Below are 19906 nucleotides of genomic sequence, written 5' to 3' on the forward strand. Positions count from 1 at the left end.
AATAGGCATGACAAATCTGCAGCCTTTAGCACCAAGTTTCAAGAACAAACTTCCACGTATCAACCATTTAACTCTATCAATAGCTGCTGTATGTCTTGCACCTGCATTAGCTATGACAGTAGCAAATGCTGCGGAGACTGAGAAACCTCAGTTGACTGTAGATAGCTTTATGCAATGTGCCGAATTAAAATTGGGAGCAGCACGATTGGCCTGTTATGACAAAACAGTAAATGGTCAAAAGAGCACAGTAGGCCGCAAAAAGTACCCGTTAGACTTATCTCGCACCGTTAAAGCATCGTTTAGCGATTTACGTCCAACCCCTGTTATTGCTGATGATGCAGATAACTTAAGTGCAGATGGTGAGATTAATCCAGGCGCGCCAACGGAAGAAGGCAATGCGCGTTTAGCAAAAGCGGGCGTTACCGTTGATGATTTTGCTGCTTATACGCCTTTAAGCTTGGCCTACGACTTAGACCAAAACAGTGAGCTTGGTACGTGGCGTGTCAGACCACATGATTTTATTTATTTCATGCCAGCGTTTGCACACTTTGATCCAAACCGTACACCACATTCACCAACGCAGGACCCAACCCCAGATGAGCTTCAAGACTATGGTGAAGAATATGATGATTCATTGGAATTGAAAGCTCAGATATCATTGAAAACTAAAGTGGCGGAAGATTTGTTTGATACCAATGCTGACCTTTGGTTTGGTTATACTCAGCAAATGCATTGGCAGGTTTATAACGAAAAATACTCACGCCCGTTCCGTGCCACAGACTACATGCCTGAGATATTCATAACTCAGCCTGTACGAATGGACCTACCTTTTAATGGTCGTCTACGTATGTTAGGTGCCGGTGCGATTCACCATTCAAATGGCCAATCAGATCCTCTATCACGTTCGTGGAATAGACTGTATCTGATGGGCGGTGCGGAGTGGGGCAAGTTGACCCTAGTTCCAAAAGTCTGGACTCATATCAAAGATTCTGACAAAGGCGACAACCCAGATATTACTGATTACTATGCCCATGGTGAGCTAAAAGCACTTTATGACTTTGGTAGAGGCGAGTCTTTAGCGGCAACAGGTCGTTATAATATCGAAGAGGGTAATGGTGCCATTGAGCTGAACTATACTTATCCTATCACGCGCGACCTACATGGCTTCTTCCAGATATTCCATGGTTATGGCGAATCTATTATCGATTATAACGATAAAACAACAGCCGTTGGTGTTGGTATTTCACTAAACGACTGGAAAGGCTTATAATCGATTTTAGCAGCGGTGTACCCGCCTTCTATGCCTTTGGCATGTGGCGGATACAGTATTTACAGCGCCAGTGTTGTTTATGCGGTATTAATAACAAAGCCACTGCTGAGCACAATAATGAGTCTTTAAGCCGTGATAAGTCCTCTTTTAGGTTGACTGCGGCGTTGGTTTGCCACGCCTGTCACAACGAGACAGTATGGCGACCATCTGCAAATTTTTTATATTTAAAAGAGCCTAATAGAGCCTCTCCATTAGGCTCTTCTTTTGCCCAAAATTCGACCTCTCATACCTCAAATCATCTCTCAGAGCTAAGCGTTCAAGCAGCAGCGATTCACAGCGGATATATGCGTGCTGCGCTTATTGCCTTTAAATATCAAGAGCAGCTAAGTGCCCTGCCTATTTTGGTTCACGCGCTGCGTCAATTACCCAAGCCTATTGGCTGTGATGCTAATAATAGTGTGATTTTACCAGTGCCGACGACAGGTAATCGCTTGGCCAAACGAGGCTTTAATCCGACCATTATCTTAGCGCATTATCTATCGAGGCATTGGCAGATTCCACTATGGCTTGGTGTGGGCCGCAGTGATGATGCGGTGAATCAACAAGGCCTTGATCGGCGAGAACGACAGCAGAATATGGATAACGCATTTCATCTGACCTCACGTTTACCTACCAATAAAAAACTGCTTTTATTCGATGATGTCATGACCACCGGCACCACGTTATCAGCATTGGCATTGAGCTTAACGAAAAGCAGCCCATCCATTGTCTTATCGGCATATACCTTAACCAGTGGTAAATAAGCCGACATTTAACAGTCAAAGCAGTTATGCTACAGCACTGTGCTTTTTCATTCCGATAAATGGACAGGTGCTTGGTACCAAAGACGATAGGATAGGTAGGTATTAGTTGGCAATGAGAGGTGATGATATTAGGGACAGCAGTAGGGTTAAAGGATTTACGCTGATTGAAATGATGTTGGTGGTGACTGTTATTTCGATATTGTGTCTTATCGCTTATCCCAATTATCAAGATTATTCTAAGCTAAATGCTCGTACTGTAATGATGACGCAGTTACAAAATCAGGCCAGTCATATTCATAGACAGAAGTTGATACGAGCGAGTGATGTTCAGTTAACGTTGCAAGCAACAGATGATGCAAGCTTGTATAGCGTGTCTCTTACTCACTTAAGTGACACTCATTGGATACTAATAGCCATACCCATTGAGGGCAGTAATATGAGTGGTGATGGTATCCTAAGCATAGATGCCTTTGGTCAAAGATGTCACCGAACTCAGTGTGGTAATGGTAATGAATGGCGCTGATTGATAATCTTCTATATCAGGATGAATAATCTATTTGTATTTCGACGACAAAGCATAAGCAACCAAATCAGCAATCAGACAAGCAGTCGGGCTTGGGACTAGTGGAAGTATTGGTGTCTTTGCTGTTACTTGCGGTTGCAGCACTAGGATATGCAGCGCTGCAAATTCAAACGTTGGGCGCAACAGATGATGCGTTAATCCGTACTCAGTCTATAACCTTATTACACTCTGCAGCAGAACAGATTCGCATCAATGCCGTCGATAATGTCATTAATCAAACGCTAATCAGTCAGCAATCCTTTAATAATACATCTGCTAATGAAACCGCCTCTGACGTTCTTGCTCACTATGCTAAGCAGTTTGCGATTGAACCCTCTGTATCCACTGATACTGCATTAACTTCCATAGATTGCCAAAATCAGCCGTGTCTACCTAAAGATAGGGCAACTTATGATGTACTCGAATTAAAAGCCCGCGCAGCGAATATTGGTGTGACGTTAGGACTGGTGGCTTGCCCTAATGGTCAGGTTACAGCTAATAATACGGCTATCTCTAGCTACTGTTTGGTTGCCGCATGGAATGCAACCACAGCGACCCGAGGCGATACAAGCCAAGACTGCTTTGAAGCCCAATTGGGTGGTTATAGTAAAGAGGCAGACTGCGTGTTTATGGAGGCATACTAAAGGTGGCTAGTCACTTAAAACCGGCCGACCTTGTAAAGTCTGCACATGGATTTACTTTAGTTGAGCTGCTGATTTCACTGGCATTAGGATTACTGATAAGCGGTGCGGCTTTGGCTTTGTTTTTAGAAAGTGCAAACAATAAACGAGCTCAAGAAAGCGTGGATGATATTCAAGATGCGGCAGTATTTGGTTTGCATTATCTAGAAAAAGAGATTGCCATGGCGAATCTAGGTGCTTATCGCCCGATGAGCGCCAACTCGCCGGCAACTGGGCTGCTGCTATCGACTTCCATAGCATCCGGTTCACAGTTTATCGGCAATCTAGCAGGCTTTGGGCATCAGCAGAAATTTGCTGCATTGGTCTCAAGCAGTAATAGCCATCCTTCAAATACAAAACTGCAAAATAGTGATCAGCTAACCATTCAATATACAGCACCTTTTGAGATAGCAAATTGTGAAGGCGCTATCGTGCGTAAAGGGCAGGTTGTGGTAGAGCGCATTTTCACGCGTGAAGCGACTGATGACTCGACCAATGAACTGGTACTGGCATGTAACGCAGGTACTTATGATAGACCGGTTGCTATAGATAGTCTTGTGACCAAAACAGATCAATATGCCGTCACTGCAACGCAGCTATTACGTAAATTAAATTCACGCAGGAAAGGCAGCGTACTAATCAATCGAGTGGATTATTTTACGGTAAAGCTGGGTGTTATGAGTGAGCAAGGTCTACAATATATGACTATCAAGGAGTATTGCGGTGGCGGCTGCGATACGCTCGATGAAATAAAAAGGCCTGTGGCGCAAGGTGCCATAGTGGCGATTAAACTGGGCATGATTGTTCGAAGTAGATACCCAGTGGGCGCTCAAGGTGACAATAAATATCGAGTATTGGGTGAGGATGTGGTTTTAGACACGAGCAAAACAGAGAATAAATATACCCGCCGAGTATTAGAAAAAACCATCCGATTAAAAAACAGCGTGCTGCCTACCCATGCGTTTGCTGCTTCCTACAGGCAGGGCAGTCAATATGAATAATAGCCTATTCACATTGCCTAACCGTCAATTGGGTGCGACCTTAATAATCGTATTAATTATGCTGTTGTTTTTGGCCATTATCGCCAGTATCAGCATACGCAATAGCCAGACAGCGTTAAAGGTAACCACTGCCGCGCAGGTGCAGCAGCTACTCATGCAATCCTCAGATTTGCCTCTGGCTCAGCTGCATATGGCAGGTATCACGATAGCATCCCAAGCGTCAAACCTGACGCTATTAGAGCAGATGAGTACTGATGCACTTGGTCCGATTCAGGTGTGGCAGCGTCAGGGGCTGTATAAACATGCAGAATACGCCCTGTGTTATCAGCCGGTGCAGCGGAATAATTTATATCAAACCAATCAGCATCGTATTTTATTGAGTGCTGATGGCAGTCGCACGCTCGGTAAACATGATGGCTATTGTCATATTGCCAGTGGCAATAGCACCTATTACACCAGTGCCCGTAAAACAGTGGCTACCCAAGTGTCGCTTAGTCAGGTTTTTCCGAATGAAGTAAGCAGCGAGAATATTGAGTCGCTGCCATTTCAAAGTACTGCCGAAGGTGTTGATGAAGAAACAGTTAATGGCGCAAGTAGCCTACGCATAAGAGCGGTTGTCAGCTCTGTACTACCCATTATGGCCAATCGTAGCAGTCTTAAACAGATTGACGATTGTTTTAAATTAGCAGCAGGCAGTCTGGCCGGTAATGAGATTAATAACAATCAAATCCACTGCTTAAACAACACCGATGCGCCGAATAATATCCAAGTACAAGACTATATATATCACAGTAATTTTGAATAGCAGACAGGGAGTTAGTCGCATTATCAGCAAAATTTGTAGTGTTTTCAAAACATTAAGAGTGATGTTTGGGATAAGTGTGCCCGTATTGGCAACCTGTGTATTCATCTCTTCTAGCTTTGCCGCGAACCATCAAGGCGATTTGGTGATTTATAAAGGCGGTCTACCTGTTGGCCCAATCGGTGAGCAGTTACTTAGGCCGCAACCACCCTCTGGCAATGCCATTTTATTGATGCTGGATATGAGCCCTATTGAGGGAGAAGCTTTAAATACTGAGTTTCATGCACGAAAAGCCAAAATGATAAGTACGGTTAAGCTCTTAATTGAAGACACAGGCGAGAATCGACTTAGTGAAGATACCCTAGCAGGTCTCGGCAGTTATCCCAATAGTAGGCCAAGCACGGCGAGTATCCATGTTTCTGTCGGACGTTTGGGCCCTATAGGCTCAGCACATCGACAAAGGTTGCTGATCTCTGTTAATCAACTACAAAATACAGATGCTATTGGCTCTATGTCAGCCGCTTATTCCGAAGCGGGCATGTATATGATGGGAACAAAGCAAGATAATAATACTGTACCTAATTATCGGGTCTGTCGCCCCAATGCAGAGTTAGCAACATCGGCAAATCCTTATCTCTCTTATAGTACATTTGATAATCAAAATAGCTCGTTAGCAGAATCTGCTGTTGTGCAACATGGCGCAATATTTTTTATGACCTCTGGTATGCCATCAACAAGTCTACCTTTACCGCTTGCTGCTATTCGTCAGTCTTTGAATCCGCTTTTGCAAACGGGAGCAGCTGAAAGAGATATTAATAGTAATCCATTAATGGCTCAGGTTGAGCTTATGACGTCGGCTAGTAGTATTAGTAATCAGAACCTCTGCAGCTTTAGTTCATTGATAAGTTCACCGCAACAACATTGGCAGTGTATGAGTGAGTATGCCAAACGTCTAAATTCCACGAGCAATCCAAGTAGTCGTGCTATTAATACCGGTGTTTTTGTTATTGCGCCCGATAAGATAGTGATGAATAACAACAGCTGTAAAGTGACGAGTATCAACAGCCCGTTATCAAATACTAGTAGACAGCTGCAGATAACAAACTATCAAAATGCCTGTCAATTGGGCAGTCGTCAGGTAGGGGGTGGCGGCTTTTATATTACTGACCTAGACATCAGTAATCGCAGTATTCAAACTTTTGCGGATGCCATCAAGCAGCGTTCAGAAAGCTTAAGTAGCTTGTCCATGAAGCCGGCAGGTATGTTAGCCAGTGGCTCCATGAGTGTACCTGCTAGCCCGTTAGGATCTGGCGAACTCATGACGCAAGGATTTATGCCAATGGTAGTGCCTAATTTGGGAGCCGGAAAATCTCAGTGGCAAGGTGGACTACAGCGATACATCGATAGTTATCAGGGCTACATGACTGAGCAAGGTGAAAGGCCTTCTCAAGCAACGTCTCGACTGATGCAAGGTGTGAACGCTGGTTATGGTTTATCCGAATCATCTATCACTGGTTTAGAAACAGATAGTCATGCACAAGACACCAATGTAGTTTATCTCAGCCGATCACAGACAGGCAGGTTAACAAAAATAGATCCAGCCATGTCCTCGATTAGCCATGTTCGATTGTTTTCTGACATTACTGATACGGTTACCTCTAAAGATATTTTATTACAGCGGCTGCTATTAAATTATATGGGTTATTCCGTCGATGATTATCATCCTGAGAGCACAACGGATAGTCAAATACGGTTAAGCAAAATACCCAATACATCTAATGGCATAGCACTAAATAGAGGCGCAGTAATTCATTCAATACCAGTCTCTTTTGCTGCAAAAGCCACACTAGATGAAGAAAGTGGAGACTATATTGCTGACAACCAATATCTATTATTTGGGGCAATGGATAATGCATTACATGTAATCAATAGCCACAGCGGCAAAGAAGTATTTGCTTATTTTCCGCGTGAGGTATTGGCTCATAAAGGTCAATATAAAGGCATCACAGCTGAGCTAACAGCAGACAAACATAAGGGCGATAATACGCCAAGCTTTGGGGTAGATGGCCCTTGGCAGGTGTATACAAAATATAAAGCGCTCACAGATACGACGATAGTTGCAGAAGCCATTTATGCGTATGGCGGTGCTAGGTTGGGTGCACAAGCTTATTATGGTTTGGATTTGACTGATATTGATAAAGGCGGAGCACCCAAACAGTTATTTAGTATCACAAATTCTGGGAAGTCTGGAGTGTTCAAACGATTGGGATATGGGTGGGGCAAGCCTGCCGTTACCAAGATACGTTGGCTGGGTCAGCCAAAGTTAGTGGTGATATTTTCTGGTGGTTATGATTCTAAATATGATAAGACCAATAGCCAAATAATACAGATGTCAGCGAATGGCAACGCTGATAATTCTAGTAACTCAAAAACTGAAGGTAATACCATTTATATTGTCGATGCTATTAGCGGTAAGCCGTTAATTGTCGTCAGTCATTTAGGTGATGACGTCAATCAGCCACAAGCTAATAATGCAGATGGTGCATATGTCAGTAGTAATCATACAACCTCTCCTCTAGCAGTTTTAAATAGCCATATGCGCTACAGCATTACCGGTGGTGTCAAAGTATTGGATAGAGATGCCGACGAATTGGCTGACCACGTTTATTTCGCTGATTTAAATGGACAGGTATTTAGACTTGATATTGATAATAAATCACTCAGTAATTCACGCGCTAGAGTACAGCGTATTGCCAATTTAAATAGCTACTCAAATAGCTACTTGAATACCGGTGCGTCTTTACCAACTCCTCGTTTTTATGAGACGCCCACGGTAACTATTCAAAGCAATGCTCAAGGTAATAAGTTTGCGACCATTAGTGTGGTATCTGGTGATCGCAGCAATCCACTGTCAGCCAGTCGTCAGCCACAAGCGGTTTATACGTTTTATGATAAAGACATTGCAAAGCAGGGTTTGTTTAGTTCAGATTTTAAATTAGCAGCAACGATAACCGCACAGCTGCCGGAGCTAGGGCTAGGAGTACAATCATTACAGGGTGAGCCGCTTAATTATAATGGTACTTCTAACAATAATATGAGTCAGGTTTATCAAGATTATGACGGTTGGATGGCACCCTTTGAGTATTATGGTTCAGATACGCAGTCAGCATTTGATGCAGCAGGCAGTCATTATCTTAAAGGATTGGGCCAGATGGCAGCAATCGCTAATAAGCTTTATGCCGCTGCTTATAATCCAAGAGATGGCGGTCATGATGCTCAAAATGGCTGCTTAGAAGAAGTGCTTGGCACGACAGAGATTTATCAATATTGTCTGCCGTATGGCATTTGTCAGCGTGACCCTAGTTCAAATACTAGCCAAACGGCAAGTGGCTCTACGGATGATGTGAATAACAGTAGCAGTCATCATCAATATCAGCGTTATAGAGCCGGTAAAGGCATATTGCCGCCAACATTTGGGACGGATTTTATTGACGGCAAGCTTAACGCCAAGTCGCGGCGACTGATTAATCAGGGTAGTATACAAAAAGAGTTTATCGCTCTACAGACAGATGATGCTGATATAAAAACCAGTTTTAAGGTCAAGGGAACTTTGACGCCACTGATGTGGTTTGATTTTCATTCTAAGAAATAAAGGTTGGTTTTTGTTAAATATTAAAAGGGCAGTGGACTGATTATATGGGGCTTATATCAGATGGAGAATAAAGATTGAGATTAGCCCAAGGGTTTGCACTTATTGAAATGGTTATTACCTTGGTTATCATTGCTGTTTTAGTCAGTATTGCTATGCCCAATTATCAGCGCTACCAGCAGCAAAATATCCATGCGCAGGCGCAGCAGCTAAACCTAAATATCGCCAATCAGCTAACTCGCTGGCGTGCCAAGACCTTAACTTATCATAACTTTGTTGCTCAGCAGCAGCTAGAGAGAGGGGCAGTTATTTATATTCCGTCAGACAGTGATGAGCGAAGCTATCGCTATAAGACAACCATCGATGTGAGTGATGGCAATACATGGCAAATCATTGCTCAGCCGAATATCAATTTGCGCGCGTTTGATAATTCGCCTATCTATTATATGAATAGCTTAGGCCAGCGCTGTAGCTTTGCTTATCCCTCGAACACCGTAACAGGTCAGCAATTATATTACATAGGTGCACAGTGTCAGTTGTTAGGTGCAAGGCATTGGTAATTTTAAATGATGTAGGTGTGATACGATAGAGCGCAGAAATGCTTCAAGCGTTGAATTAACTTAGATAGTGAAGCGCTAAACTAAATAGCTGCTTAAGATTGGGGCTGGGGCATAAACGAAGATATGAGCGGAAGTATAAATACAAAATAGTTTGAAACAATGATGTTTCTAACAATAAGGACATTAAATGAATACTCAAAAAGGGTTTACCTTAATCGAGTTAATGGTGGTGGTTTCGATCATCGGCATCTTGGGATTAATTGCCATTCCAGCCTATAAAGACTATACGCGCCAGACCTCAAGTACTGCCTGCCTTGCTGAAACCAAGCTAATGAGCAATAAGGTGTTCGTACAAATGCATACGGCCACCACTGATTTAGAATACGATCAGATACAAGCATTATTAGATAAAGGTACCTCAGCCTGTGCCAAGATAGAATACACTGCAGGCCAAGCTGCGGTTGTGGCCGATACGACAGTGACACCTGCTATTGCTGAAACTCCAGCAACTGATTCGACGATTAACGGTACTATTTTGAAGCCTTTAGAAGATAAAAAGAACGCATTGTGCCGTATTGGTGAGGTGATTAAATGTGAGATTACCACTTAATACTTAGACCAGCTTAGACTACTTGGCTTCTTTAAACTAGGGCGTGTCGAACATTCGACCATGGCACTGGCGGCGACTCTTTTTTAGTCAATATGCAGTGAAATTTTTGACGCTTAGTCATTCTAAGTTAGACAATTTCGCAATATATTGGCAAAAAAGAGTCCCGCCCCTGAGAGCGGATTAAGCAAAGCACTGCTTTGCCCGTTCGCAAGGCGAGAGCTGTGCTCGAGTGAGGCTGATGCTAAAATCGCCCCAGACGTTGTTGCAAACCTAGTCAAGGTCTAGACATTAACTACGGTTTACGCCTAGTCTGAAACAATTTTAGCTATCAGCAGTGCTAATTTGCGAATGTTCCACACGCCCTAATAAAGAAACCATAAAAAAGCGACCCAATTCGGGTCGCTTTTTTAGCTAATAAGATGAACTATCTCATTTGTGCTTTAAGTTATTTATGCTTAAAGTGGCTTAACGCTCTAGATACTGAATCTTGCCTTCCACACCGTCCCACTTTTCAGCGTCAGGTAGTGGACCTTGCATTTCAGTGATGTTTGGCCATTCTTCTGCAAGCTCAGCGTTTAGCTCAATAAACTCTTCTTGGCCTTTAGGCACTTCGTCTTCAGAGAAAATCGCATTTGCTGGACATTCAGGTTCACACAACGCACAGTCAATACATTCATCAGGGTGAATAACCAAGAAGTTAGGCCCTTCATAAAAGCAGTCCACAGGGCAGACTTCAACACAATCGGTGTATTTGCAGCGGATGCAATTATCAGTGACAACAAATGTCATAGCGAGCTACCTTTATAAAAGTTATCTTAGCAGTCTATGTCAGTCACTATGGCGTATGGTGCTCTTATGATAATCACTGGATAAAAATCTATTATCAGTGACCAAGAGTCCATCTCAAGCTAAGTGAAATGTGCAACCAAGATAAATTAGGAGTGAGTAATAAGATTAATTTAGGGTGCTATTTTACCCTGTTAAGGTCTATTTCACAAATTCGCATCAGTCAAGTTTTGTTGCCTGTTTTAATTCATAAATTAAATCCAGTGCTTGCTTCGGCGTAAGCTCATCAGGTTGCAGCTGCTGTAGCCTCTCTAAAAGAGCGTTAGCCTTAGCGTCTATAGGGCTAGGCGCTATATTTATAGCTGACTGCTGGGCAACTAAATCCTCTTTTTCTAAGTGAGAATTATAGTGTTCCGTCGCAGAACCAGCCTCGGTTTGTCGCTTATTTACACCGCTATCGTCAGCATTTGCATAAGCTTTATCGAATTTAGCATGATTATCATCGGTATCTAACGATTCAAAATCGAATCCATTCTCAATGCTATCTATTGATTGGTTTAGTGGCTTGGTCAATAAAGTGTTTTGCTCGTTAAGATAATGCTGAGCGGCTTCTAAAACGCTGTCGGGGATACCGGCCATTTTTGCCACGTGCAGACCAAAGCTTGAGCTGGCAGCGCCTTGTTGAATTTTGTGCAGCAGTAATAGCTGTCCATCAATATGACTGGCTGCCACATGCACGTTGCGCAGTTGATGTCTAAGCGCGTCTTGATGGGCAAGCTCGGTCAACTCAAAATAATGGGTAGCAAATAAAGTCAGGCTACGCATAACACAAAGCTGTACTGCACAAGCATGAGCGATGGCCAGACCATCTGTGGTCGAGGTACCGCGTCCAACTTCATCCATCAGCACCAAGGAGCGATCAGTGGCTAAATTTAGAATTTGAGCGGTCTCAATCATCTCAACCATAAAGGTGGATTTACCGCCTGCCAAGTCATCGGCAGAGCCAATACGGGTAAAAATACGGTCGATATCACCGATAATGGCTTTTGAGGCAGACACAAAGCTACCACAGCAGGCAAGCAATACAATCAAAGCTGTTTGACGCATATAAGTGGATTTACCACCCATATTCGGGCCAGTAATAAGTAAAAGTCGCTCGGGATTTTCTACCGTACCTAACTGGCAGTCATTTGCCACGAAGTGTTGAGGACTGGAGGTGCTGCCGGCTTGATGATTGGCGATTTTGGGCTGACTCATGGCTTCAACCACCAAGTGACGCCCGGCTTCGATATTAATATAACTGCTGCTGCTATCGAGAGCAGGACGCACCCAGTTATTCTCTTTGGCCAGTATTGCCCAATTAAGCAACACATCAATTTGAGCCACTGCCGCACTGAGACGCTGAAGATGGCTTAGCTGCTCGCTTAAATCGAGCAATAGCTTTTGATAGAGCGCCTTTTCACGGGCCAGTGCATTAGTCTGCGCATCAAGATAGTTAATCTCTAAATCTTTTAGCGGCTCGGTAATAAAGCGCTCGCTGTTCTTTAAGGTTTGACGGCGGATAAAATGATCAGGTGCTTGAGCCGCTTGTCCTTTTGGCAGTTCAAAATAAAAACCGCTCACTTTATTAAAGCCAACTTTTAAACTCGGCAATTGATGTTCATGGCGTGCGTCATTTGCCATGTCATCCAAGGTTTCTTGAATATTGTCATGCAAATGCACCAGACGATCAAAATCCTCATCAAAGCCTGTCGCAATCATACCGCCATCACGAATGTGCGCTGGTGGCTCTTCTACGATTGCAGACTCTAAAAGTGCTTTGATATCCAACAGCTCTACATGCTGTTCGGGCAGTTGACCGCTTAGCATCGGTAGCAAGCCTGAATTATCAGAATTTAGCCCCATATTTTGTAGGGAGTTTGCCAATTGCTGACTGTGATGGATACTGTCTGCTAAGCGGCGTAGGTCACGAGGCTTAGCACTGTGCAGACCAATACGACTGCTAATACGTTCAATATCAAAGATATTATGTAGCGTTTCTTGTAGTGTTATAAGGTTAGATAGCGTAGGCTGATTTACCAACCACTCAACTGCATCAAGGCGTTGTATTAAGGTGCCTTGTGATTGAGCCAAACGTAGGGGACGCTTTAATTGATTAGCGAGCAGGCGTTTACCCATAGGCGTTTGACACTGATTAACCACGGTCAATAGACTGGTGCCGGTCGGACTAACTGGCGCAAATAGCTCTAGGTTACGACTGCTGATATCATCAATAATCAGATAGTCTTCATCTCGTTCAACGATAAGCTCGGTCACTTGCGGCGTATGGCGCTGCTGCGTTTGCTGTGCATAATGAATCAGTGCTGCGCTACTGGTCTGAGCGACTATGCTATCAGCAATGCCAAGACCCTCTAATGTTTGTACATTAAATTGTCGGCATACGGTTTCGCCGGCATGCTGTGGATGAAAGTCACTGGCGGCGACACTAATCACCGGACAATACAGCTTGTCTTGTAGCCAGTGTCGCCAATCATCACTAAGGGTCTCAGAAATGATGACTTCACTTGGCGCAAAGCGGGTTAACACCGTAAGTAAGCGCTGTTTTAGGATATTTTCATAATCAGTACTCTGACTCTGCGACGCTAGCTGATTATCAGTGTTGAGCAGTGTTTGAGTGCGTAAAGTACCGGCATTGATGTCCAGCTGACTGACACCAATTTGCATGTATTTAAGCTTGTTAGCCCCTTTACCAAGCTTTAGGTCAATGGCGACCACGCTCGGTGTTTGATTGGGCGCAATGAGAGCATCATCGGTCAATGTTCCCGCAGTTAGCGTTTTAACTACTTCACGGCGCATAATGCCTTTATTGGCCGGTTTGTCTGCTTCATCATCGGCAGTAGGCTCTTCTTCGACTTGCTCACAAATCACTACAGTTTCGCCTGCCGCAATGAGACGTGCCATATAGCTTTCTGCGGCGTGAAAGGGAACCCCTGCCATGGCAATATTATTTCCGGCTTTGTCATTACCGCGACGGGTTAGGGTGATGTCTAAGATATCAGCGGCGCGCTGTGCATCTTCAAAAAACAGCTCATAAAAGTCGCCCATACGGTATAGCAGTAATGCATGCGGATATTGAGCTTTTAAAGTGAGATATTGCACCATCATTGGCGTGTGGTCATCCAGATTATACTGGGTGCCAGCGATGTTTAAGATATTAGTATTACTTCGATTACTTGGGGTATTAGACATAGTAGACGCTTAAGCAAAGTCACAAATAAGAATTAAAAAGAGAGGAGACAGCCGAATTCGATGTTATAAAAGAGGTTGTCAAAAACCACCATTTTAACATCTATTGCCTAATAAATAATGGGGGCGCATACCTTATTGAACAACCAGAGATAGTAAACATTCATGCTGATTTTAGGAAAAAGAATAAATATATTGTGAGTGTAGAATCACTTGCCCTTGTATCTATCAATACTGTTACCATATATAATAAATAAAATTTTTTTCGGTCGGCACCTAAAGATGCCAGACTCAGTCGATAGATAGGTCCACAAAGTTATGTTGTCAAAAATAGTCGGAAGCGTTATTGGAACAAAGAACGATCGTGAGCTGAAACGTATGCGTCAGATTGTCGCAAAAGTAAATGCTCAAGAAGAGGCAGTTGCTGCGCTCACAGATGAGCAGCTTCGCGAAAAGACAGCAGAGTTTAAGCGTCGTTTCGATGAAGGCGCCAGTTTAGACTCTTTGTTGCCCGAAGCCTTTGCGGTGTGTCGTGAAGCCTCGAAGCGTGTACTGGGTATGCGCCATTATGATGTGCAGATTATCGGTGGTATCACCTTGCATGAAGGCAAAATTGCCGAGATGCGTACTGGTGAGGGTAAAACCTTAATGGCGACTCTTGCCATTTACCTAAATGCCATCAGCGGTAAAGGCGTGCACGTAGTTACTGTCAACGATTACTTAGCGGCGCGCGATGCAGAGTTAAACCGTCCATTATTTGACTTCTTAGGTTTAACGGTTGGCGTTATCTACTCGCAGCAGCCACCTCAAGAGAAGATTGAAGCCTATCAATCTGATATTACTTATGGTACTAACAACGAATACGGCTTTGATTATCTGCGCGATAACATGGTGTTTAGCCTAGCTGAGAAAAAACAGCGCCCGCTTAACTACTGTATTATTGATGAAATTGATTCTATCTTAATTGATGAGGCGCGAACGCCGCTTATTATCTCAGGTCAAGCCGATGATTCATCTGCAACTTATGCGCTGATTAATACCATTATTCCTCGATTGAACCGTTCGCAAGATGAAGAAGCTAATAAGAATAATGAAGATGGCGACTTCTGGATTGATGAGAAAAACCGCTCAATTGAGATTAGCGAAAAAGGTTACGAGAAGATTGAGTCTTTCTTAATCGAAGTGGGCGAGCTTGACGAGAATGAAAGTTTATATAGCCCAACCCGTCTGCCATTATTAGCTCATGTACAAGCAGCAATTCGTGCGCATCATATCTTTGTGAAAAACGTGCACTACATCGTTGATGATGGCGAAGTAATTATTGTTGATGAAAATACGGGCCGTACCATGCCGGGTCGCCGCTGGTCAGATGGTCTGCATCAGGCAGTTGAAGCTAAGGAGGGCGTTGAGATTCAAGCAGAAAACCAAACGCTTGCAACAACCACTTTCCAAAACTATTTCCGTCTCTATGAGAAGCTATCAGGTATGACCGGTACAGCCGATACCGAAGCGGCTGAATTTAAATCAACGTATGACATCGACGTCGTGGTTATCCCAACCCATAAGCCGATTGCACGTATTGATTTAGATGACCAGATTTTCTTAACCAAGCTTGGTAAATACAAAGGTATTATCCGCGAGATTAAAGAGATTCAGAAAAAAGGCGCACCAGTACTGGTTGGTACCGCAACCATTGAGGCCAGTGAAGAGCTGTCTTATTTGATGGATCAAGAAGGTATTAAGCACAACGTTCTAAACGCCAAACAGCACGAACGTGAAGCTGAGATTATTGCGCAGGCGGGTAGTCCACGTGCGGTGACCATCGCGACTAACATGGCCGGCCGTGGTACCGATATTATCTTGGGTGGTAACTGGCAGGCGTATATTACTGACCCTGACAATGTTAGCCCAGAGGAGATGGCGCGATTAAAAGCGGCTTGGCAGAAAAAGCATGACGAAGTCATCGCTGCTGGCGGCCTGCACATTATCGGTTCTGAGCGTCATGAGTCACGCCGTATTGATAATCAGCTGCGTGGTCGTGCCGGTCGTCAAGGTGACCCAGGTCAATCTCGATTCTTCCTATCGCTTGAAGATGACTTAATGCGTATCTTCGCCGGTGACCGCGTGGTGAATATGATGCGCGCCATGGGTCTAAAAGAAGATGAAGCGATTGAACATAAAATGGTGTCTCGCTCTATCGAGAACGCGCAAGGTAAAGTAGAAAGCCGCGACTTTGACGCGCGTAAAAACCTTCTAAAATACGATGATGTGGCAAACGAGCAGCGTAAGGTTATCTACTCACAGCGTGATGATTTGCTTGCAGAAGCGGACCTTAAAGAGGCGATTGAAGAGATGCATCGTGATGTTTATGATGCGTTAATCAGCCAGTTTGTGCCACCAGGCTCTATCGATGATCAGTGGGATATTGACGGCCTAGAAGATGAGCTTGAAAGCGAGTTCAAATACTATATGCCGATTAATGATTGGCTTGATGAAGATCGCCGCTTAGATGAAGATGGTCTGCGTGAGAAAATCATCGACACTGCAATTATGCGTTATCGTCATCGCCGCGAGCAAATGACACCAGAGAATGCTGCACAGCTTGAGCGTCACTTTATGCTACAAAGCTTAGACCGTCACTGGAAAGAGCATTTAACTCAAATGGATCAGCTGCGTAAAGGGATTCACTTGCGTGGTTATGCTCAAAAAAATCCAGAGCAAGAGTATAAGCGTGAGTCGTTTGATTTATTCCAGATGATGCTGGGTGCTATTAAATCAGATACGGTACAAGATTTATCGCGTGTCCATATCCCGACTAAAGAAGAATTAGAGGCGATGGAAGCGGAGCGTCTGGCTCAAGCCGAACGTCAGAGAATGATGTTTGAGCACGACGAAGTCGATAGTTTGACCGGTGAGCGTCATAATTCACCAGAGGTTGCTGCGCTTAACCAATCTCAGGCGAATAATAGTCCAGTAAACAACAATACACAACTGAATAACTTAGCAGCGGCACAAGCGGCAGGCGCAGCGGGTAATCAAGGTGAAAATCCTTATGCCAATATGGGTATCAGCCGTAATGCACCATGCCCATGTGGTTCTGGTCTACGCTACAAGCAGTGTCATGGCAAAATCTAGTTCTAATGTCGTCTGGTTTAATTTTAAAATATGGGTTAAATTAGATGAATTGGGTTCTAGCATAAGTCATGCTATTGCGTATATAATTTGATAAATGGCGCAGCCTTGATAGTAGTCAGTAGTAAATGGTTTCGCCAAATTAGGCTTGTTTTAAGGCCACTTTGCACATAAGGATAAGTAGTATGATAAACAACAAGTCATTAAAATTAAGTTTATGGACCGCCATGTTTGCCGCTACTATTGGGCTAAGTGCATGTCAAAAAGATGCTGCAGACGCACCAGAGCAAGAGACGGATGCTGAAGTAGCGACAATGTCAGCTGATCCAGCTGAGGGTAATCAGCCTGCGATTGTGGCAGATGATCTCGATGATTTAGACAGTGCAGACGCACATGAGCAGTCAGTAGAAACACCTGAAGTAGGTGCAGAAAGCAGTACTCCGTCAGCTTCTGCTATTGATGACAGCAGTGAAGTAGATGCTATTGATAATGCACCAGTAACTGATTCAGCGATTGGACCTGCCGAAGGTACAGTTCAAGAAGGGACAACCACCGCACAATAATATTTGTTGATTAGCTTTAGCTGTTATTGAATAGGTTATTTGTAGATTAACTGTTTACAACGATAACCATAAAAAAAGAGACCGCCCATTATGAGCGGTCTCTTTTTGGTTTAAATACCTTTGATTTACATACAATCAAATAGCCCGTTTTATTTAGGCTGAGTAGCTGCATTTTTATGAGTAAAGTCGCCTTCTTCAATAACCTCAAGCTCTTCATGACGCAGCTCAACCTCGAAGCTGTCTTTATGGACATGTGTTGATTTCTCAATAGCAATATCTTGCACTGCATACGTCTCTTTTTTGATAACAGCAACTTGGCGAGAGATAACAATCTCAACCGGACCATCTTCTAACGATATATCTGAACCGTTAACTTTGATAGTCGCTGTGTGATTTAAAGTAGGTTCGATATGGCGGATAATATCTTGATCGCCTACATCATTGGCTAAAAATCTTTGTGAGTCGGCATCGTAATACTCAGTATCAATAACCAATACTTCTTCACTTAGCTCAATAGGTACGTTGACGGTTCTGGTACGCACGTGCTTAGTAGCGGTAATTTTACCCACATCCAAACGCTCTTTATCTACCACAGCACGTTCTTCTAGCAGCTCAATTTTACCAACTGTTGTACGCTGCTCATTAATAGGCGCTTCATACGCTTCACGTCTCAGCGCACTGCGGCGTTCTTCTGATAATTCAGTGATGGTATTGTGATTTTTATCATTGATATTATTATCCATAAGGTAGTTCTCCAAAATTAATGTTTAAGATAGGTATGAATCTTTATCAGTCTTAGTTTTTTAAGACAGGTTAAACTAATATTATGTATTATGATTTGTCTATCGTATCGCATTGCCAGCGTGTGCACTGTATATTTTACTTATTAATCAGGTTAATAATATGCATAAATAGACAAACTTTGGTTTTATACTTGGGTTTAGTGGTCCAATATAACCAGTATTAAATTCAGTTATCAAGAAAGGTGCAGACATTAAAAAAGCCAGAGTAAAAACCCTGGCTTCTTGTTAAGTATACACTCAACTATTGTACTCATTAACCAGTTAGATAATTAATAATGATTACCTAAAGCTGGCCGAATACAATGCTGTCAATTACTTACCGCGAGCGGCACGTACGTCATCAGCAGTGATGTCATCACGGTTCACAATGTTACCTTCACGGTCTACAACGTTGCCATCACGGTCGATGTCAAGTTCTTCACGTTGGATAGTTTCGCGAATAGTTTCAGTATGACGCTCAGTTGTTTTACCGACGTTTACTTCTTCTGTTACGTAAGTTTCTTTACCAACACGAGCACGTTCAGCTTCAAGCTCAACTTCTACTGTATTGTGACCAGCGTCATCACCGATTTTACGGTCAGTACGGCGATCAACATCAGTACGCTCAATATGTGCATGCTCTTCTTCAAGCTCTACATCTACTTGACGATCTTCAGTTACTACGTGCTTACCAACTTTAACTAGGCCGGCAACGATGCGATCTTTATTCACTGTTAAGCGTTCTTCTAAAAGCTCTAACGTGTTTGGTGCATTGTAGAAATCTTCTTTAACATCTACACGCTCTTGCTCTGGTACAGTGTCAGCAACGAATGCAGCACGATCTTTATGAGTCTGTTCTTCATAGCTGTACTGATAGTCGTGGTCATACTCTTCCATCGCTTCAACTTGTGCTTTGGTTAAGCTGTCAAAGAATACATCATCACCAACGATACGAGCTAGACCTGCTGGTACTAATACTTCCTTAGATGAAAACCAACCACCAGCATCAACGATTAAGTAACGGATACGGCCTGTGCTGTCTTCAACTAGAGCACCTTCAATTTTACCGATTTTTTCTTCACCAGCACCATAAGCGCTTTTGCCAGTTGGATCATAATAATCATCACCGATTAGGTCGCGGTGAGTTGCTTGGATATCTTTTAATCGAATTAGTTGACTCATTATAATTTTCCTTTTATTTATTGTGAATGTTAAATCCGTAGATGGATTTTACAGGTTACTATTTTTCTAAGTAATTAATTTTGTCATAACCATCATCGGATTTGATTTTTAAAAACAAGGTTATTTAACTTAAATAGCCATTGGTTTAAAAACAGTCCTTACTCTTATTAACCAGTCCAATCTAATAATCAATAATTTAGATGGCTTAGCGAGAAGTGCTGTTGTTCCTCAAAGCTAATCTCGATGACTTGGTAGATACTTTAACAACTGGGTTTCGA

At 43.2% G+C, this 19906-nt stretch carries 15 protein-coding genes; 11 read left to right on the forward strand and 4 right to left on the reverse strand.

Going from position 1 to position 19906, the window contains the following annotated elements:
* Positions 1-7: 7 nt before the first annotated feature.
* From AC2SLO_RS03720 to AC2SLO_RS03760, 9 genes are all read left to right on the forward strand, one after another.
* Positions 8-1270, forward strand: coding sequence for a phospholipase A (locus tag AC2SLO_RS03720; RefSeq protein ID WP_486543280.1), 1263 nt, complete (start codon positions 8-10; stop codon positions 1268-1270).
* 41 nt (positions 1271-1311) lie between these two features.
* A complete protein-coding gene (locus AC2SLO_RS03725; protein WP_486543282.1) occupies positions 1312-2073 on the forward strand; it encodes a ComF family protein in 762 nt (253 codons plus the stop codon).
* 112 nt (positions 2074-2185) lie between these two features.
* A complete protein-coding gene (locus AC2SLO_RS03730) occupies positions 2186-2596 on the forward strand; it encodes a type IV pilin protein (protein WP_486543284.1) in 411 nt (136 codons plus the stop codon).
* A gap of 38 nt (positions 2597-2634) precedes the next feature.
* Complete coding sequence (locus tag AC2SLO_RS03735; protein WP_486543350.1) at positions 2635-3279, forward strand: prepilin-type N-terminal cleavage/methylation domain-containing protein; 645 nt, start codon at positions 2635-2637, stop codon at positions 3277-3279.
* Positions 3280-3281: 2 nt separating this feature from the next.
* The gene (locus AC2SLO_RS03740) at positions 3282-4316 is read left to right on the forward strand and encodes a prepilin-type N-terminal cleavage/methylation domain-containing protein (protein WP_486543286.1); all 1035 of its coding nucleotides are present in this window, start codon (positions 3282-3284) and stop codon (positions 4314-4316) included.
* Positions 4309-5121, forward strand: a complete 813-nt coding sequence (locus AC2SLO_RS03745) for a pilus assembly PilX family protein (protein ID WP_486543288.1) — start codon at positions 4309-4311, stop codon at positions 5119-5121. Before AC2SLO_RS03740 ends, AC2SLO_RS03745 begins: the two co-directional genes overlap by 8 nt.
* A 61-nt stretch (positions 5122-5182) precedes the next feature.
* Positions 5183-8770 carry a PilC/PilY family type IV pilus protein gene (locus tag AC2SLO_RS03750; RefSeq protein WP_486543290.1) on the forward strand — a complete coding sequence of 1196 codons (3588 nt, stop codon included), beginning with the start codon at positions 5183-5185 and terminating at the stop codon, positions 8768-8770.
* A 74-nt stretch (positions 8771-8844) separates the two neighbouring features.
* The gene (locus AC2SLO_RS03755) at positions 8845-9327 is read left to right on the forward strand and encodes a type IV pilin protein (protein WP_486543292.1); all 483 of its coding nucleotides are present in this window, start codon (positions 8845-8847) and stop codon (positions 9325-9327) included.
* A 187-nt stretch (positions 9328-9514) separates the two neighbouring features.
* Positions 9515-9937 (forward strand): prepilin-type N-terminal cleavage/methylation domain-containing protein, encoded by a 423-nt coding sequence (locus tag AC2SLO_RS03760; RefSeq protein WP_486543294.1) that lies wholly within the window; start codon positions 9515-9517, stop codon positions 9935-9937.
* A 465-nt stretch (positions 9938-10402) separates the two neighbouring features.
* On the opposite strand, the gene fdxA is transcribed toward AC2SLO_RS03760, so the two are convergent.
* A complete protein-coding gene (gene fdxA, locus AC2SLO_RS03765) occupies positions 10403-10726 on the reverse strand; it encodes a ferredoxin FdxA (protein ID WP_486543296.1) in 324 nt (107 codons plus the stop codon).
* Between the two features lie 216 nt (positions 10727-10942).
* Entirely contained in the window at positions 10943-13972 is a 3030-nt protein-coding gene (gene mutS / locus AC2SLO_RS03770; RefSeq protein ID WP_486543298.1) for a DNA mismatch repair protein MutS, read from the reverse strand.
* 315 nt (positions 13973-14287) lie between these two features.
* Here mutS and secA point away from each other — a divergent pair, with 315 nt between their 5' ends.
* Complete coding sequence (gene secA / locus AC2SLO_RS03775) at positions 14288-17104, forward strand: preprotein translocase subunit SecA (protein WP_486543300.1); 2817 nt, start codon at positions 14288-14290, stop codon at positions 17102-17104.
* A gap of 182 nt (positions 17105-17286) precedes the next feature.
* A complete protein-coding gene (locus AC2SLO_RS03780) occupies positions 17287-17664 on the forward strand; it encodes a hypothetical protein (protein WP_486543302.1) in 378 nt (125 codons plus the stop codon).
* A gap of 149 nt (positions 17665-17813) precedes the next feature.
* Here the strand turns inward: AC2SLO_RS03780 and AC2SLO_RS03785 are convergent, their stop codons facing one another.
* Together AC2SLO_RS03785 and AC2SLO_RS03790 are read right to left on the reverse strand one after the other, a co-directional pair.
* The gene (locus tag AC2SLO_RS03785) at positions 17814-18407 is read right to left on the reverse strand and encodes a YsnF/AvaK domain-containing protein (protein ID WP_486543304.1); all 594 of its coding nucleotides are present in this window, start codon (positions 18405-18407) and stop codon (positions 17814-17816) included.
* A gap of 372 nt (positions 18408-18779) precedes the next feature.
* Positions 18780-19628 (reverse strand): DUF2382 domain-containing protein, encoded by an 849-nt coding sequence (locus AC2SLO_RS03790; RefSeq protein WP_486543306.1) that lies wholly within the window; start codon positions 19626-19628, stop codon positions 18780-18782.
* Positions 19629-19906: the final 278 nt, after the last annotated feature.

It is taken from the genome of Psychrobacter sp. CX14 (assembly GCF_057396205.2).

Bases quoted from the DNA above. Each gene is read 5' to 3' on its own strand.
- fdxA (WP_486543296.1), bottom strand. From the start codon at position 10,726: ATGACATTTGTTGTCACTGATAATTGCATCCGCTGCAAATACACCGAT.
- mutS (WP_486543298.1), bottom strand. From the start codon at position 13,972: ATGTCTAATACCCCAAGTAATCGAAGTAATACTAATATCTTAAACATC.
- AC2SLO_RS03745 (WP_486543288.1), top strand. From the start codon at position 4,309: ATGAATAATAGCCTATTCACATTGCCTAACCGTCAATTGGGTGCGACC.
- AC2SLO_RS03725 (WP_486543282.1), top strand. From the start codon at position 1,312: ATGTGGCGGATACAGTATTTACAGCGCCAGTGTTGTTTATGCGGTATT.
- AC2SLO_RS03750 (WP_486543290.1), top strand. From the start codon at position 5,183: ATGTTTGGGATAAGTGTGCCCGTATTGGCAACCTGTGTATTCATCTCT.
- AC2SLO_RS03785 (WP_486543304.1), bottom strand. From the start codon at position 18,407: ATGGATAATAATATCAATGATAAAAATCACAATACCATCACTGAATTA.
- AC2SLO_RS03760 (WP_486543294.1), top strand. From the start codon at position 9,515: ATGAATACTCAAAAAGGGTTTACCTTAATCGAGTTAATGGTGGTGGTT.
- AC2SLO_RS03720 (WP_486543280.1), top strand. From the start codon at position 8: ATGACAAATCTGCAGCCTTTAGCACCAAGTTTCAAGAACAAACTTCCA.
- secA (WP_486543300.1), top strand. From the start codon at position 14,288: ATGTTGTCAAAAATAGTCGGAAGCGTTATTGGAACAAAGAACGATCGT.
- AC2SLO_RS03780 (WP_486543302.1), top strand. From the start codon at position 17,287: ATGATAAACAACAAGTCATTAAAATTAAGTTTATGGACCGCCATGTTT.
- AC2SLO_RS03730 (WP_486543284.1), top strand. From the start codon at position 2,186: ATGAGAGGTGATGATATTAGGGACAGCAGTAGGGTTAAAGGATTTACG.
- AC2SLO_RS03790 (WP_486543306.1), bottom strand. From the start codon at position 19,628: ATGAGTCAACTAATTCGATTAAAAGATATCCAAGCAACTCACCGCGAC.